Annotated in this window: 13 protein-coding genes and 1 pseudogene; 8 read left to right on the top strand and 6 right to left on the bottom strand. The window is 65.3% G+C overall.

Annotated elements, in window-relative coordinates:
• The first annotated feature begins 16 nt into the window (after positions 1–16).
• On the top strand, positions 17–1,309 hold the full coding sequence (locus WCE05_RS21615) for an FAD-binding oxidoreductase (protein ID WP_225786746.1): 1,293 nt from the start codon (positions 17–19) through the stop codon (positions 1,307–1,309).
• On the opposite strand, the gene WCE05_RS21610 is transcribed toward WCE05_RS21615, so the two are convergent.
• Positions 1,306–1,536, bottom strand: a complete 231-nt coding sequence (locus tag WCE05_RS21610) for a DUF1127 domain-containing protein (RefSeq protein WP_225786747.1) — start codon at positions 1,534–1,536, stop codon at positions 1,306–1,308. The genes WCE05_RS21615 and WCE05_RS21610 overlap by 4 nt on opposite strands.
• A 178-nt stretch (positions 1,537–1,714) precedes the next feature.
• Here WCE05_RS21610 and WCE05_RS21605 point away from each other — a divergent pair, with 178 nt between their 5' ends.
• Both WCE05_RS21605 and WCE05_RS21600 read left to right on the top strand, forming a co-directional pair.
• Positions 1,715–3,145, top strand: a complete 1,431-nt coding sequence (locus WCE05_RS21605; protein WP_253080645.1) for a PLP-dependent aminotransferase family protein — start codon at positions 1,715–1,717, stop codon at positions 3,143–3,145.
• 60 nt (positions 3,146–3,205) lie between these two features.
• Positions 3,206–4,762, top strand: coding sequence for a phospholipase D family protein (locus WCE05_RS21600; protein WP_368816531.1), 1,557 nt, complete (start codon positions 3,206–3,208; stop codon positions 4,760–4,762).
• Positions 4,763–4,837: 75 nt separating this feature from the next.
• Here WCE05_RS21600 and WCE05_RS21595 read toward each other — a convergent pair whose 3' ends face one another.
• A complete protein-coding gene (locus WCE05_RS21595; protein WP_225786750.1) occupies positions 4,838–5,977 on the bottom strand; it encodes an MFS transporter in 1,140 nt (379 codons plus the stop codon).
• A gap of 182 nt (positions 5,978–6,159) precedes the next feature.
• Positions 6,160–7,653, bottom strand: a complete 1,494-nt coding sequence (locus WCE05_RS21590; protein WP_368816530.1) for an aldehyde dehydrogenase — start codon at positions 7,651–7,653, stop codon at positions 6,160–6,162.
• Between the two features lie 196 nt (positions 7,654–7,849).
• On the opposite strand from WCE05_RS21590, the gene WCE05_RS21585 reads away from it, so the two are divergent.
• Entirely contained in the window at positions 7,850–8,209 is a 360-nt protein-coding gene (locus WCE05_RS21585; RefSeq protein WP_225786752.1) for a cupin domain-containing protein, read from the top strand.
• 125 nt (positions 8,210–8,334) lie between these two features.
• Here the strand turns inward: WCE05_RS21585 and rpmG are convergent, their stop codons facing one another.
• A complete protein-coding gene (gene rpmG / locus WCE05_RS21580; protein WP_012703270.1) occupies positions 8,335–8,490 on the bottom strand; it encodes a 50S ribosomal protein L33 in 156 nt (51 codons plus the stop codon).
• Between the two features lie 11 nt (positions 8,491–8,501).
• Positions 8,502–8,738, bottom strand: a complete 237-nt coding sequence (gene rpmB / locus WCE05_RS21575) for a 50S ribosomal protein L28 (protein WP_225786753.1) — start codon at positions 8,736–8,738, stop codon at positions 8,502–8,504.
• A gap of 353 nt (positions 8,739–9,091) precedes the next feature.
• Here rpmB and WCE05_RS21570 point away from each other — a divergent pair, with 353 nt between their 5' ends.
• A complete protein-coding gene (locus WCE05_RS21570) occupies positions 9,092–10,681 on the top strand; it encodes an ABC transporter substrate-binding protein (RefSeq protein ID WP_253101284.1) in 1,590 nt (529 codons plus the stop codon).
• A gap of 140 nt (positions 10,682–10,821) precedes the next feature.
• Here the strand turns inward: WCE05_RS21570 and radC are convergent, their stop codons facing one another.
• Positions 10,822–11,502, bottom strand: coding sequence for a DNA repair protein RadC (gene radC, locus WCE05_RS21565; RefSeq protein ID WP_368816529.1), 681 nt, complete (start codon positions 11,500–11,502; stop codon positions 10,822–10,824).
• Positions 11,503–11,628: 126 nt separating this feature from the next.
• Here radC and coaBC point away from each other — a divergent pair, with 126 nt between their 5' ends.
• The 3 genes and pseudogenes from coaBC to WCE05_RS21550 all read left to right on the top strand — a co-directional run.
• On the top strand, positions 11,629–12,840 hold the full coding sequence (gene coaBC, locus WCE05_RS21560; RefSeq protein WP_225786756.1) for a bifunctional phosphopantothenoylcysteine decarboxylase/phosphopantothenate--cysteine ligase CoaBC: 1,212 nt from the start codon (positions 11,629–11,631) through the stop codon (positions 12,838–12,840).
• Positions 12,841–12,845: 5 nt separating this feature from the next.
• Positions 12,846–13,301, top strand: coding sequence for a dUTP diphosphatase (gene dut, locus WCE05_RS21555; RefSeq protein ID WP_225786757.1), 456 nt, complete (start codon positions 12,846–12,848; stop codon positions 13,299–13,301).
• 140 nt (positions 13,302–13,441) lie between these two features.
• A pseudogene (locus tag WCE05_RS21550) lies at positions 13,442–14,809 on the top strand (phosphomannomutase/phosphoglucomutase); the annotation flags it as partial.
• Positions 14,810–14,836: the final 27 nt, after the last annotated feature.

The raw sequence follows: 14,836 nt of genomic DNA, 5'->3' as shown, positions 1-14,836 counted from the left end.
CTCCAGGACCCGCCCCATGACCCACAGCGCGCAGCACGCCGCCTCCTATTACGCCGCCAGCAGCGCGCCACAGCCCGATTACCCTGCCCTGCAAGGCGAACACAGCGCTGACGTGTGCATCGTCGGCGGCGGCTACTCAGGCCTGAACACCGCCATCGAACTGGCCGAACGCGGCCTCTCGGTGATCCTCCTGGAAGCCCGCAAGATCGGCTGGGGCGCCAGCGGGCGCAACGGCGGGCAACTGATCCGTGGCGTCGGCCACGGCCTGGAGCAATTCCTGCCGATCATCGGCGAGCAAGGCGTGCGCAGCATGAAGCTGATGGGCCTGGAGGCCGTGGACATCGTCCGCGAGCGCATCGAGCGTCACGCCATCGCCTGCGACCTGACCTGGGGCTACTGCGACCTGGCCAACAAGCCTCGCGAGCTGGAAGGCTTCGCCGAGGACGCCGAAGAGCTGCGCAGCCTGGGCTATCGCCATGAACTGCGCCTGGTTCCACAGAGCGACATCCACAGCGTGGTCGGCTCCGACCGCTACGTCGGCGGGCTGGTCGACATGGGCTCGGGGCACCTGCACCCGCTCAACCTGGCCCTGGGCGAAGCGCAAGCCGCCACCCGGCTGGGGGTGAAACTGCACGAAATGTCGGAAGTGACCCGCATCGACTACGGCCCGCAGGTACAGGTCCACACCGCCAAGGGGCGGGTCCGCGCCAGCACCCTGGTACTGTGCTGCAACGCCTACCACAACGACCTCAACCGCGAACTGGGCGGCAAGGTGCTGCCCGCCGGCAGCTACGTCATCGCCACCGAGCCACTGGGCGAGGAACGCGCGCGCCAACTGCTGCCACAGAACATGGCGGTGTGCGACCAACGCGTGGCCCTGGACTACTACCGCCTGTCCGCCGACCATCGCCTGCTGTTCGGCGGCGCCTGCCACTACTCCGGGCGCGACCCGCAGGACATCGCCGCCTACATGCGTCCGAAGATGCTCAAGGTGTTCCCGCACCTGGCCGATGTGCGCATCGACTACCAGTGGGGCGGCATGATCGGCATCGGCGCCAACCGCCTGCCGCAGATCGGCCGCCTGGCCAGCCAGCCCAATGTCTACTATGCCCAGGCCTATTCCGGCCATGGCGTGAACGCCACCCACCTGGCCGGGCGCTTGCTCGGCGAAGCCATCAGCGGCCAGCAGAGCGGGCGCTTCGACCTGTTCGCCCAGGTCCCGCATATCACCTTCCCCGGCGGCAGGCTGCTGCGCTCGCCACTGCTGGCTTTGGGCATGCTGTGGCATCGCCTCAAGGAGCTGGTCTAATCCCGCCAGAAGGGTTTGCGCCCTTCCTCCCGGGCCTGCTGCCAGCTCAAGCCGATATCCCGCAACTGGCCATCATCCAGCTGCAGCAGGGCCCTGCGGGTGCGCCAGCGGTGCATCATCAACCCCCAGCGGCCCAGGCCGGCCGGGGCCGCGTGGACCTTGGGGCGTTGGCCGTCCGCCAACGCCTTGGCCAACAGTTGCAAACGTACGTCGCTCAAACCGCCCATCACTGCGTTCTCCTGATCTGATCGAGCCATGGAGAAAGCATGCGGGTTTGTACCCCCGGCAATACAGATTCAATACAGCTTTATTATTTCCATACAGAATTGGCAGAAGGCCTGCTGAATGCTGTATTTTCGCCCGATCTGTACTGGTCTTAGCTCGCACCACGGGCAGGAGTATGCCGTGACCCTCTACGTCAACCTCGCCGAGCTGCTCGGCGCCCGTATCGAACAAGGCCTGTACCGCCCCGGCCAGCGCCTGCCCTCGGTCCGTGCCCTGAGCCTCGAGCACGGTGTCAGCCTGAGCACCGTGCAGCAGGCCTATCGCCTGCTGGAGGACAACGGCCTGGTCTCGCCGCGCCCCAAGTCAGGCTATTTCGTCGCCGAAGACCGCAGCCTCCCTGCCCTGCCCGCGGTCAGCCGGCCGGCCCAGCGGCCCGTGGACATCTCCCAGTGGGAACAGGTGCTGGAACTGGTGCGCAGCACCCCACGCGCCGACGTGGTCCAGCTCGGCCGCGGCATGCCCGACATCGACAGCCCGAGCCTCAAGCCTCTGTTGCGCAGCCTCGCCCAGCTCAGCCGACGCCAGGACATGCCCGGCCTGTACTACGACAACATCCACGGCAACCTGGCCCTGCGCGAACAGATCGCCCGCTTGATGCTCGACTCCGGCTGCCGCCTGGGCCCGGCCGACCTGGTGGTGACCACCGGCTGCCACGAGGCGCTGTCCACCAGCATCCGCGCGGTGTGCCAGCCCGGCGACATCGTCGCGGTCGACTCGCCGAGCTTCCATGGCGCCATGCAGACCCTCAAGGGCCTGGGCATGAAGGCCCTGGAGATCCCCACCGACCCGCTCACCGGCATCAGCCTCGAAGCCCTCGAACTGGCCCTGGAGCAGTGGCCGATCAAGCTCATCCAGATCACGCCCAGCTGCAACAACCCGCTCGGCTACATCATGCCCGAGGCGCGCAAGAAGGCCCTGTTGACGCTGGCCCAGCGCTACGACGTGGCGATCCTCGAGGACGATGTCTACGGCGACCTGGCCTACACCTATCCGCGCCCACGGACCATCAAATCGTTCGACGAAGACGGCCGCGTGCTGCTGTGCAGTTCGTTCTCCAAGACCCTGGCCCCAGGCCTGCGGGTCGGCTGGGTCGCCCCTGGGCGCTACCTGGAGCGGGTGCTGCACATGAAGTACATCAGCACCGGCAGCACCGCCAGCCAGCCACAGTTGGCCATCGCCGACTTCATCGCCGCCGGCCACTACCACCCGCACGTGCGCCGCATGCGCAGCCAGTACCAGCGTGGTCGCGACCTGATGAGCGACTGGGTGACCCGCTACTTCCCGCCCGGCACCCGTGCCAGCCGGCCCCAGGGCGGCTTCATGCTGTGGGTGGAATTGCCGGAAAGTTTCGATACGCTGCGCCTGAATCGCGCTTTACTGGAGCAAGGCGTGCAGGTCGCCGTCGGCAGCATCTTCTCGGCGTCGGGCAAGTTCCGCCATTGCCTGCGCATGAACTTCGCCGCCCGGCCGACGCCACAGATCGAGGCGGCCGTGCGCAAGGTGGGCGAAACCGCCCTTCGTCTACTGGATGCGGATGCGCACGCAGGGTAACTTTGCGCCGCCCTCCACGGTCCATATCGATAGGCCTTTGCTGTACAGGACGATCCTCCCTTGAGACTCCAGCGAGCTCTGCCTCTCTTGCTGGCGCTGCTGCTCGGCCTTGCGGGCTGTGCCAGTGTCGGCACTTCCCACGACGTCAGCCACGCCCTGCCGGCCAGCGAGTCCGCCTTCGGCCGCTCGGTGCTGCGCCAGGCGGCCCCCTACGAAGGGCGCTCGGGCTTTCGCCTGCTGCCCAACAGCAACGAAGCCTTCCGCGCCCGTGCCGAACTGATCTGCAACGCCCAGGCCAGCATCGACCTGCAGTACTACATCGTCCATGACGGCCTGAGCACCCGCGCCCTGGTTCACGAGTTGCTGCGCGCCGCAGACCGTGGCGTGCGCGTGCGCATCCTGCTCGACGACACCACCAGCGACGGTCTCGACAGCCTGATGGGCACCCTCGCCGCCCACCCGAACATCCATATCCGCGTGTTCAACCCACTGCACCTGGGGCGCAGTACCGGCGTCACCCGCGCGGTGGGCCGGTTGTTCAACCTGTCGCGCCAGCACCGGCGCATGCACAACAAGCTGTTCCTGGTGGACAACAGCATGGCCATCGTCGGCGGTCGTAACCTGGGCGACGAGTACTTCGACGCCGAGCCCAACCTGAACTTCACCGACATCGACCTGCTCGGCGTCGGGCCTGTGGCCGAACAGCTCGGGCACAGCTTCGACCAGTACTGGAACAGTGCCCTGAGCCGCCCGATCGGCGACTTTCTCTGGCGCCAGCCAAACGCCAGCGACCTGCGCACCAGCCGCCAGCGCCTGGAGATTTCCCTGGCCGAGGCGCGGATCCAGCACAAGGCGCTGTATGACCGGCTGATGGCCTACCAGGCCCGGCCACGCCTGGACGTCTGGCGCAACGAGCTGATCTGGGCCCACAGCCAGGCCCTGTGGGACGCGCCGAGCAAGGTACTGGCCCAGGACGAGCCGGACCCACAGTTGCTGATGACCCAGCAACTGGCACCGGATCTGAAAAACGTCCGTCACGAGCTGATCCTGGTGTCGGCCTACTTCGTACCAGGCGAGTCAGGCCTGCTGTACCTGACCAGCCAGGCCGATGCCGGCATCTCGGTGAAGTTGCTGACCAACTCGCTGGAGGCCACCGACGTGCCGGCGGTGCACGGTGGCTACGCGCCCTACCGCCGCGCCTTGCTCGAACATGGCGTACAGCTTTACGAACTGCGCCGCCAGCCTGGCGACCCCAGCGCCAACCGCGGCCTGAGCTTCCACGGTAGCTCCGACTCCAGCCTGCACAGCAAGGCGATCGTCTTCGACCGACGCAAGACCTTCATCGGCTCGTTCAACTTCGATCCACGTTCGGTGCTGTGGAACACCGAGGTCGGCGTGCTGGTGGACAGCCCGGAGCTGGCCGAGTACACGCGGGAACTGGCGGTGCAGGGGATGGCACCGGCGCTGAGCTACCAACCCAGGCTAGTGGGCGGAAAGATCGTGTGGGTGACCGAGGACGATGGTCAGCGCCGTATGCTGACCTCCGAACCGGGTGGGATGTGGCGGCGCTTCAATGCCTGGATCAGCAAGGCAGTGGGGCTGGAGAAGATGCTCTAGCCCAAGCGTGACGTGTGTAGCCCCATTCGCGGGCAAGCCCGCGAATGGGCTGCAGGGCAGCCGCCCCTGGCGCAATCAGACCGAAGCCGGCTCGAAGGCATCCCGCCGCCGGGTCAGCAATACCAACCCCGCCGCCCCTGCCGCCATCAGCAACGGCAGCGCATGCCCGCTGATCCACTGGCTGCCGGCACCGGCCAGCAATGGCCCGACCAGGCAGCCAATCCCCCACAACTGCGCCACGTGGGCATTGGCCCGCACCAGCGCATCATCCCGATAACGCTCGCCGATCAACACCAGCGACAGGGTGAACAGCCCCCCGGCACTGGCCCCGAACAGCACCCACAGCGGCCAGATCGCCGGCGTATGCAGCAACAACGGAATGGCCAGGCTGGACACCAGCAGCGTCAGGGCGCAACCGCTGAACAGGGTGCGTCGCGACATGCGGTCGGCCAGGGCACCGATCGGCAATTGCAGCACGGCGTCCCCCACCACCACGGTACTGACCATGAACAGCGCCAGCTCGGCGGTGAACCCCTGCTGCAGGCAGTACACTGGCAGCAAGGTCAGGATCATCGCCTCGAACGCCGCGAACAGGGCAATGGCCCAGGCGATCACCGGCAGGCGCCGGCAGAAAGCGAACAGGTCGCTGAAGGTGACGCTGCAAGCCTCGGTGGTCGGTGCCCCACCACGGCCCAGCAGCACCAGCGGCGCCAACAGCAGCAGGCCGGTGGCGGCCCAGAAACCGAAGTCGTCGTCCGAGCCGAGAAACCCCAGTACCAGCGGCCCGGCCAGCTGGCTCAGGGCATAGCTGCTGCCATACAACGCCACCAGCCGGCCACGCCATTGCTCGACCACCAATTGGTTGATCCAGCTTTCGCCGAGGATGAACACCACCGTCAGGGACATGCCGATCAGCAGGCGCAGCGCCAGCCACAGCGAGTAGCTCGGCAGCAGCGCCACCAGCCCGATGGACAGCGCACCGCCCCACAGGCACAGGCGCATGGCCGATGGCACGCCGACCCAGCCGGCCAGGCGGCTGGCCAGGCTGGCGCCAAGCAGCACCCCGAGCGCCGGCATCGCCGCCATGACACCGATGGCGAACCCGCCGTAGCCCCAGCCCTCCAGGCGCAAGGACACCAGCGGCATGCTCACGCCGAGCGCCAGCCCGACACTGAGCACCGACGCCAGCACGGCAAAGTAGGTTCCCCAACGCATCACAGCCTCCCAGGCAGCATTCTTGAAGAGCAGAAACGACACAGCCGGGACGGTGTGAACCGGCCCGGCTGTCATTGGGGCTGCTGTGCAGCTCAATCACCGCAAGCGTCCCACTGGGTTCGAGGCGATCCTTGTGGGGAGCCGGCTTGCCGGCGATTGGGCCGCAAGGCGGCCCCTCTGGCTTACAGCTTGATCCAGGTCGCCTTCAGCTCGGTGTATTTCTCCAGTGCATGCAGCGACTTGTCACGGCCGTTGCCAGACTGCTTGAAGCCACCGAACGGCGCAGTCATGTCGCCGCCGTCGTACTGGTTGACCCACACGCTGCCGGCACGCACGGCGCGGGCAGTGCGGTGGGCCTTGGAGATGTCGGCGGTCCAGATGCCGGCAGCCAGGCCGTACGGGGTGTCGTTGGCGATGGCCACGGCTTCCTCGGCGCTGTCGAAGGTGATCACCGACAGCACAGGGCCGAAGATCTCTTCCTTGGCGATCTTCATGGCGTTGGTCACGCCGTCGAAGATGGTCGGCTCGACATAGGTGCCGCCGGTTTCCTCCAGGATGCGCTTGCCGCCGGCCAGCAGCTTGGCGCCGTCCTGGTGGCCAGCCTCGATGTACGACAGCACGGTGTTCATCTGCTGGGTGTCGACCAGCGCGCCGACGGTGGTCGCCGGGTCCAGTGGGTTGCCCGGTTTCCAGGCCTTGAGGGCCTCGACCACCATGGGCAGGAACTGGTCCTTGATCGAACGCTCGACCAGCAGGCGCGAGCCGGCGGTGCAGACCTCGCCCTGGTTGAAGGCGATGGCGCTGGCGGCGGCTTCGGCGGCGGCCTTGAGGTCCGGCGCATCGGCGAAGACGATGTTCGGGCTCTTGCCGCCGGCTTCCAGCCAGACACGCTTCATGTTCGATTCGCCGGCATACACCATCAACTGCTTGGCGATCTTGGTGGAGCCGGTGAACACCAGGGTGTCGACGTCCATGTGCAGGGCCAGGGCCTTGCCCACGGTGTGACCATAGCCTGGCAGCACGTTCAGCACGCCGGCCGGGATGCCGGCCTCGATGGCCAGCTGGGCGATACGGATGGCGGTCAGCGGCGACTTCTCCGACGGCTTGAGCACCACCGAGTTACCGGTGGCCAGGGCCGGGCCGAGTTTCCAGCAGGCCATCAGCAGCGGGAAGTTCCACGGCACGATGGCGCCGACCACGCCCACCGGCTCGCGGGTCACCAGGCCGAGCTGGTCGTGCGGGGTCGGGGCGACTTCGTCGTAGACCTTGTCGATGGCTTCGGCGGTCCAGTGGATGGCGTTGGCTGCACCGGGGATGTCGATGGTCGAGGAGTCACCGATCGGCTTGCCCATGTCCAGGGTTTCCAGCAGGGCCAGTTCCTCGACGTGCTGGCGCAGCAGGCCAGCGAAGCGGATCAGCACCGATTTGCGCTTGGCCGGGGCCAGGCGCGACCAGGCGCCGGACTCGAAGGTGGCGCGGGCGTTTTCCACGGCGCGGTTGGCGTCGGCCAAGTCGCAGCTGGCGACCTTGGCCAGGAAGCGTCCGTCCACCGGGCTCAGGCAGTCGAAGGTTTCACCGGATGCGGCATTGGTGTATTCACCGTTGATGAAGGCGCGACCTTCGATCTTCAATTGTTGGGCACGCTGTTCCCAGTCCGCACGAGTCAGGGTGGTCATACGAAACTCCTCCTCTTGTTAAGGTGCAACGCCGTACTGAGGACTCACGGGCGCTGTCAGAAATTCTGGCCGGGCGACAAGCGCACACTGGCAACCGATACCCTAAACCAGCCCGTGTAAACTATCAATATATTTGACACGAAAGGCCTAAAAGCCTACTGATGTGCATTTTATTAAACAACAAGAGGGGTTCACCATGAGCATCGACAGCATCATCGACTTCGCCCAGGCCATTACCGAGGCCGAACGCTACCGCCCGGCAGCGGAGAAAATCCTCAAGGGCGAACCCGACCAGGCCGTCTACAACCACTATTCCAGCCCATGCGGGCAATTCGCCGCGGGCGTCTGGGAGGGTGAGGTGGGCCAATGGACGGTGAACTACACCGAGCACGAATACTGCGAGATCGTCCAGGGCGTCTCGGTGCTGCGTGACGAGGCAGGCAATGCCAAGACCCTGCGTGCCGGTGATCGGTTCGTCATCCCGGCGGGCTTCAAGGGCACCTGGGAAGTGCTGGAGCCGTGCCGCAAGATCTATGTGATGTTCGAACAGAAGTAAGCCCGCCTTTGCCACTTGGGGCCATGGGGCTGCAAAGCGGCCCTGAGTGGCAGCCAATGGCTGACCGCCAGGCATAAAAAAACCCGCCTCCTTGCAGAGGCGGGTTTTTTCAGGTCGCCGATCAATTACTTGATCTTGGCTTCCTTGTAGATCACGTGCTTACGGACGACCGGATCGTATTTCTTGATCTCGATCTTGTCCGGAGTGGTGCGCTTGTTCTTGTCGGTGGTGTAGAAGTGGCCAGTGCCAGCACTCGATACCAGACGGATCAGTTCACGCATGATGTTCTCCCTTAAACCTTGGCGCCGCTGCGGCGGATGTCGGCCAGAACGGCATCGATACCGCGCTTGTCGATGATACGCATGCCCTTGGCGGAAACGCGCAGACGCACGAAGCGCTTCTCGGACTCAACCCAGAAACGGTGGTGCTGCAGGTTCGGCAGGAAACGACGACGGGTTTTGTTGTTTGCGTGGGAAATGTTGTTCCCGGTTACCGGACCCTTACCGGTAACTTGACAGACTCTCGACATGCCTCAGCCCTCTAAAACCACATGCCCAACCCGGCATGGGTTGGCCGCTTAATCTCTCAGTCTTTGGCGCCAGGCGCCGTGATTCCGGGGGTCTTATCGACCGGATCCGCTGATGCGACAGGCCGAGCCCCTAGAAAAGAGCGCTGCTTTATACCAGAAAGACTCGGCCACAACAATAGATGATACGTATCCTGGCTGGGCCGAGCGCGCCCGGCCAGCATAGCGACAAGCTTCGCGCACTGTCGACCGCTCGTCGCAGAGAAGACGAAAAAGAAGGTGGTCATTTATCTACGCGCACACTAGGGTAGGACGTTTCCTCACTGCACAGTCAGATGGGCCACAAGGAGTCCAGCATGCGTGTCGCCGCCCTTTCACTGTTGTTCACCTCCCTGTTCGCCGCAGGCCTCGCCCAGGCGGCGCCCCTCTCCGTCTGCACCGAGGCCAGCCCCGAAGGTTTCGACGTCGTCCAGTACAACTCGTTGACCACCACCAATGCCTCGGCCGACGTGCTGATGAACCGCCTGGTGGAGTTCGATGCGATCCAGGGCAAGGTCGTGCCTAGCCTTGCGCAAAGCTGGACGGTGTCCGATGACGGCCTGGTCTATGACTTCAAGCTGCGCAACGGCGTGAAATTCCATGCCACGCCCTGGTTCAAGCCAAGCCGCGAACTGGACGCCGACGACGTGCTGTTCAGCTTCCAGCGCATGCTCTACCCCGCCCACGCCTGGCACAAGACAGCCCCGGGCGGCTACCCGCATGCCCAGTCGCTGCAACTGGGCAGCCTGATCAAGCTGATCGAGGCGCCGGAGCCGCACACCGTGCGCTTCACCCTCACCCACCCGGACGCGACCTTCCTGGCGACCCTGAGCATGGGCTTCGCCTCGATCTATTCCGCCGAGTACGCCGACAAGCTGCTCAAGGCCGGCACCCCGGAAAAGCTCAACAGCCAGCCGGTGGGTACCGGGCCGTTCATGTTCCAGCGCTTCCAGAAGGACGCCGTGGTGCGCTACCGCGCCAACCCCGACTACTTCGCCGGCAAGCCCACGGTCGACCCGCTGATCTACGCCATCACCCCAGACGCCAACGTGCGCCTGCAGAAGCTCAAGCGCGGCGAATGCCAGGTGGCGCTCTCGCCCAAGCCACTGGATGTCGCCGAAGCCGGCAAGGATGGCAACCTCGAGGTCGCGACCACCCCGGCGTTCATGACCGCCTTCGTCGCCATCAACAGCCAGCATCCGCCGCTGAACAAACCTGAAGTGCGCCAGGCGATCAACCTTGCCTTCGACAAGCCGGCCTACCTCAAGGCCGTGTTCGAGGACACCGCCACCGCCGCCAACGGCCCCTACCCGCCCAATACCTGGAGCTATGCCAAGGACCTGCCCGGCTATCCGCAGGACCTGAAGAAGGCCAAGGCATTGCTGGCCAAGGCCGGCCTTGCGGACGGCTTCGCCACCACGATCTGGACCCGCCCCTCCGGCAGCCTGCTCAACCCCAACCCCAACCTGGGCGCACAGATGCTCCAGGCCGACCTGGCGAAAATCGGGATCAAGGCCGAGATCCGCGTGATCGAGTGGGGCGAACTGATCCGCCGCGCCAAGGCTGGCGAGCATGACCTGCTGTTCATGGGCTGGGCTGGCGACAACGGCGACCCGGACAACTTCCTCAGCCCGCAGTTTTCCTGCGCGGCGGTACAGTCGGGAACCAACTTCGCGCGCTTTTGCGACAGCCGCCTGGACCAGTTGATCAGCGCCGGTCGCACCACCAATGACCAGAGCGTGCGCAGCCGGCTGTACCAGCAGGCGCAAACGCTGATCCAGCAGCAGGCCCTGTGGGTACCGCTGGCGCATCCGACGGCGGCGACCTTGCTGCGCCAGGGGGTCGAGGGGTACCAGGTGAGCCCGTTCGGGCGCTTGGATTTCAGCAAGGTCTCGGTAAACCGCTGAAGATGATGCAGGCTGCACCGGCCTATTCGCGGGCAAGCCCGCTCCCACATGGCCCTGCAAGCCACATCATGTGTGCTCGACTCAGGCCCTGTGGGAGCGGGCTTGCCCGCGAATAGGCCGGTACTGCCCCCCCTGGACCATCAGGTCGCGATCCACCCATGCTCGACCATGGACAATGGCTCACCATCGCCAACGATGATGTGGTCGAGCACCCGCACATCGATCAAGGCCAGCGCCCGCTTCAGCGAAAGCGTCATGTGCACGTCGTTCTGGCTGGGCTCACAGTGGCCGGAAGGATGGTTGTGACAGAGGATCAGCGCCGCCGCGTTATGCAGCAACGCCCGGCGCACGACTTCGCGCGGGTAGATGCTTGCCCGGTCGATCGTGCCTCTGAACAGGATCTCGAAAGCCTGTGGCCTATGTTTGGTATCAAGAAACAGGCAGCCAAACACTTCGCTGGCCTCATGACGCAGCATTGACTTGAGATAACGCCGCACCGCCGACGGGCTCTCCAGGGCCGGAGCACGCTCGATGCTCTCGTCCAGGTAGCGCCTGCCAATCTCGAGCAATGCCTGCAACTGGGCGTACTTCACCGGCCCCAAGCCAGGCTCGTTGAGGATCGCCCCACGATCGGCCTCCAGGAACTGCCGCAAACCACCAAAACGCACCAGCAACCCTCGGGCGAGGTCCAGCACATTACGCCCGGCAACCCCCGACCCCAGCAGCACGGCCATCAGTTCGGCATCCGACAACACCGCAGCCCCGCGCTGCAGCAACTTCTCCCTCGGCCGCTCCTGCACCGGCCACTCCCTGATGTTCATCCCCTCTCCTTGCGTTGTACTGCGGCACATTTGAGCCCTGTGTTAATCTATCCCGCTCCGTAGATGCGACGTTCTGCCGCAGGCAGTTGTCGTCGCCGCCCGCTTTCACTGGAAAAAGGCAAGCCTATGCAGCGGCTGTATCGCAAGCGCATCGTTCTCGGCGTGGGTGGCGGCATCGCCGCCTACAAGAGCGCCGAGCTGATTCGCCGACTCCTGGAACACGGCGCACAAGTGCGCGTCGTCATGACCCGCGGCGGCGCCGAGTTCATCACGCCGCTGACCCTGCAGGCGCTGTCCGGCCACCCGGTGCACATGGATCTGCTCGATCCCGCCGCCGAAGCGGCCATGGGGCACATCGAACTGGCCAAGTGGGCCGACCTAGTGCTGATCGCCCCGGCCACCGCCGACCTCATGGCGCGCCTGGCCCAAGGCATGGCCGACGACCTGCTGACCACCCTGGTGCTGGCCACCGACGCCACCGTCGCCGTGGCGCCGGCCATGAACCAGGCCATGTGGCGCGACCCAGCCACCCAAGCCAACCTCGACCTGCTCAAGAGCCGCGGCATCCAGGTGTTCGGCCCGGCCTCCGGCAGCCAGGCCTGCGGCGACGTGGGCCTTGGCCGCATGCTCGAAGCCACGGACCTCGCCTGGTGCGCCGCCGAAAGCTTCAAGCGCCAGGCACTGACCGGCAAGCACGTGCTGATCACCGCCGGGCCGACCCAGGAAAACATCGACCCGGTGCGCTACATCACCAATCATAGCTCCGGCAAGATGGGCTTCGCCCTGGCCGAGGCGGCCGCCGAAGCCGGGGCTCGGGTGACCCTCGTCACCGGTCCGGTGCACCTGCCGACGCCCGATCGTGTCAACCGCATCGACGTGGTGAGCGCGCGGGACATGCTCGCCGCGTGCGAGGCCGCCATGCCCTGCGACCTGTTCATCGCCTCGGCTGCGGTCGCAGACTACCGCCCCGAGGTCGTCGCCCCGCAAAAACTCAAGAAAGATCCCACGACCGGCGACGGCATGCTGCTGCAGATGGTGCGCAATCCAGATATCCTTGCGACCATCGCTGGCCGCCCCGATCGCCCGTTCAGCGTCGGCTTCGCCGCCGAGACCGAGCACCTGCTCGACTACGCCACGCGCAAGCTCAAGGACAAGAACCTTGACCTGATCGTCGCCAATGATGTGGCCAACCCCAGCATCGGCTTCAATAGCGAGGAAAACGCCCTGACCGTGATCGACCGCCAGCAACACCAGACCCTCTTCGCGCAGACCAGCAAGGGCAAGATCGCCCGCCAGTTGGTCGCCTTCATCGCCGAACGGCTCAACCAGGTCCAATAAGCTACATGCACGCTCTCCAAGCCAAGATCCTCGACCCTCGCCTGGGCAACGAATTCCCCCTGCCGCAATACGCCACCCCTGGCTCCGCCGGCCTTGACCTGCGCGCCCTGCTCAAGGAAGACACCGTCCTCGAGCCGGGCCAGACCCTGCTGATCCCCACCGGCCTGTCGGTGTACATCGGCGACCCGGGCCTGGCCGCCATGATCCTGCCCCGCTCGGGACTGGGCCACAAGCACGGCATCGTGCTGGGCAACCTGGTCGGCCTGATCGACTCGGACTACCAGGGCGAGCTGATGGTGTCGTGCTGGAACCGTGGCAACACCCCGTTCACCATCGCCGTCGGCGAGCGCATCGCACAGCTGGTGCTGGTGCCCGTGGTGCAAGCACATTTCGATATCGTCGAATCCTTCGACGAGAGCCAGCGCGGTGCCGGCGGCTTCGGCCATTCCGGCAGCCACTGAGCCGGCTCGACGACCGTTCAGGCCATGGATGGCGAACTCTCTGGCGAAAGCATCGTCCAAGCGTTCAATTCGCGCCTGCCCAAAAGCCTTTGATTATTGGAGTTCCAGAGATGAATGACATGGCCCAGCTGGTACCCGCACTGCCCGACAGCATCTTCCGCGCTTACGACATCCGCGGCGTGGTCGGCAAGACCCTGACCGGCGAGACCGCCTATTGGATCGGCCGCGCCATCGGCGCACAGAGCCTGGCCCAGGGCGAGCCCCAGGTTTCGGTCGGCCGTGACGGCCGCCTGTCCGGCCCGATGCTGGTGGAACAGCTGATCAAGGGGCTGGCCGATGCCGGCTGCCAGGTCAGCGATGTCGGCCTGGTACCGACCCCGGCGCTGTACTATGCCGCCAACGTGCTGGCCGGCAAGTCCGGCGTGATGCTCACCGGCAGCCACAACCCGCCCGACTACAACGGTTTCAAGATCGTCATCGCCGGCGACACCCTGGCCAACGAGCAGATCCAGGCCCTGCTGACCCGCCTGAAGACCAACGACCTCAGCCGTGGCGAAGGCAGCGTGGAAAAGGTCGAGATCCTCGAGCGCTACTTCCAGCAGATCACCCGCGACGTGAAGCTGGCCAGGAAGCTGAAAGTGGTGGTGGACTGCGGCAACGGCGCCGCCGGCGTCATCGCCCCGCAGTTGATCGAAGCCCTGGGCTGCGATGTGATCCCGCTGTTCTGCGAGGTCGACGGCAACTTCCCCAACCACCATCCGGACCCGGGCAAGCCCGAGAACCTCGAAGACCTGATCGCCAAGGTCAAGGAAACCGGTGCCGACATCGGCCTGGCCTTCGACGGTGACGGCGACCGCGTCGGCGTGGTGACCAATACCGGCAGCATCGTCTACCCGGACCGCCTGCTGATGCTCTTCGCCCAGGACGTGCTGTCGCGCAATCCGGGCGCCGAGATCATTTTCGATGTCAAGTGCACCCGCCGCCTGACCCCGCTGATCGAGCAGCACGGCGGCCGCGCGCTAATGTGGAAGACCGGCCATTCGTTGATCAAGAAGAAGATGAAGCAGACCGGCTCCTTGTTGGCCGGCGAGATGAGCGGGCACATCTTCATCAAGGAGCGCTGGTACGGCTTCGACGACGGTATCTACAGCGCCGCGCGTCTGTTGGAGATCCTCAGCAAGGCCGACCAGGATGCCGAAACCCTGTTCGCCGCGTTCCCGAACGATATTTCCACGCCGGAAATCAACATTGATGTGACCGACGAGAGTAAATTCAGCATCATTGATGCGCTGCAACGCGACGCCGACTGGGGCGAAGCCAACCTGACCACCATCGACGGTGTGCGGGTCGACTACGCCCACGGCTGGGGCCTGGTCCGCGCCTCCAATACCACACCGGTGCTGGTGCTGCGCTTCGAGGCCGACAGCGACGCCGAGCTGCAACGTATCCAGGCTGTTTTCCGCACGCAGTTGCTGCGGGTCGATCCAGCCCTGCAACTGCCGTTCTGACCGACTATCTGTTCCTTACTGGAGCCC

Source organism: Pseudomonas sp. I2 (assembly GCF_040984075.1).
Classification (GTDB): domain Bacteria; phylum Pseudomonadota; class Gammaproteobacteria; order Pseudomonadales; family Pseudomonadaceae; genus Aquipseudomonas; species Aquipseudomonas guariconensis_B.
Note: the sequence above shows the minus strand (reverse complement) of the source record. Positions and strands in the feature narration are given on the sequence as shown.

Coding starts and splice junctions, on each gene's coding strand:
- coaBC (WP_225786756.1), top strand. CDS start 11,629: ATGCAGCGGCTGTATCGCAAGCGCATCGTTCTCGGCGTGGGTGGCGGC.
- WCE05_RS21610 (WP_225786747.1), bottom strand. CDS start 1,536: ATGGGCGGTTTGAGCGACGTACGTTTGCAACTGTTGGCCAAGGCGTTG.
- WCE05_RS21590 (WP_368816530.1), bottom strand. CDS start 7,653: ATGACCACCCTGACTCGTGCGGACTGGGAACAGCGTGCCCAACAATTG.
- rpmG (WP_012703270.1), bottom strand. CDS start 8,490: ATGCGTGAACTGATCCGTCTGGTATCGAGTGCTGGCACTGGCCACTTC.
- WCE05_RS21615 (WP_225786746.1), top strand. CDS start 17: ATGACCCACAGCGCGCAGCACGCCGCCTCCTATTACGCCGCCAGCAGC.
- dut (WP_225786757.1), top strand. CDS start 12,846: ATGCACGCTCTCCAAGCCAAGATCCTCGACCCTCGCCTGGGCAACGAA.
- rpmB (WP_225786753.1), bottom strand. CDS start 8,738: ATGTCGAGAGTCTGTCAAGTTACCGGTAAGGGTCCGGTAACCGGGAAC.
- radC (WP_368816529.1), bottom strand. CDS start 11,502: ATGAACATCAGGGAGTGGCCGGTGCAGGAGCGGCCGAGGGAGAAGTTG.
- WCE05_RS21585 (WP_225786752.1), top strand. CDS start 7,850: ATGAGCATCGACAGCATCATCGACTTCGCCCAGGCCATTACCGAGGCC.
- WCE05_RS21595 (WP_225786750.1), bottom strand. CDS start 5,977: ATGCGTTGGGGAACCTACTTTGCCGTGCTGGCGTCGGTGCTCAGTGTC.
- WCE05_RS21570 (WP_253101284.1), top strand. CDS start 9,092: ATGCGTGTCGCCGCCCTTTCACTGTTGTTCACCTCCCTGTTCGCCGCA.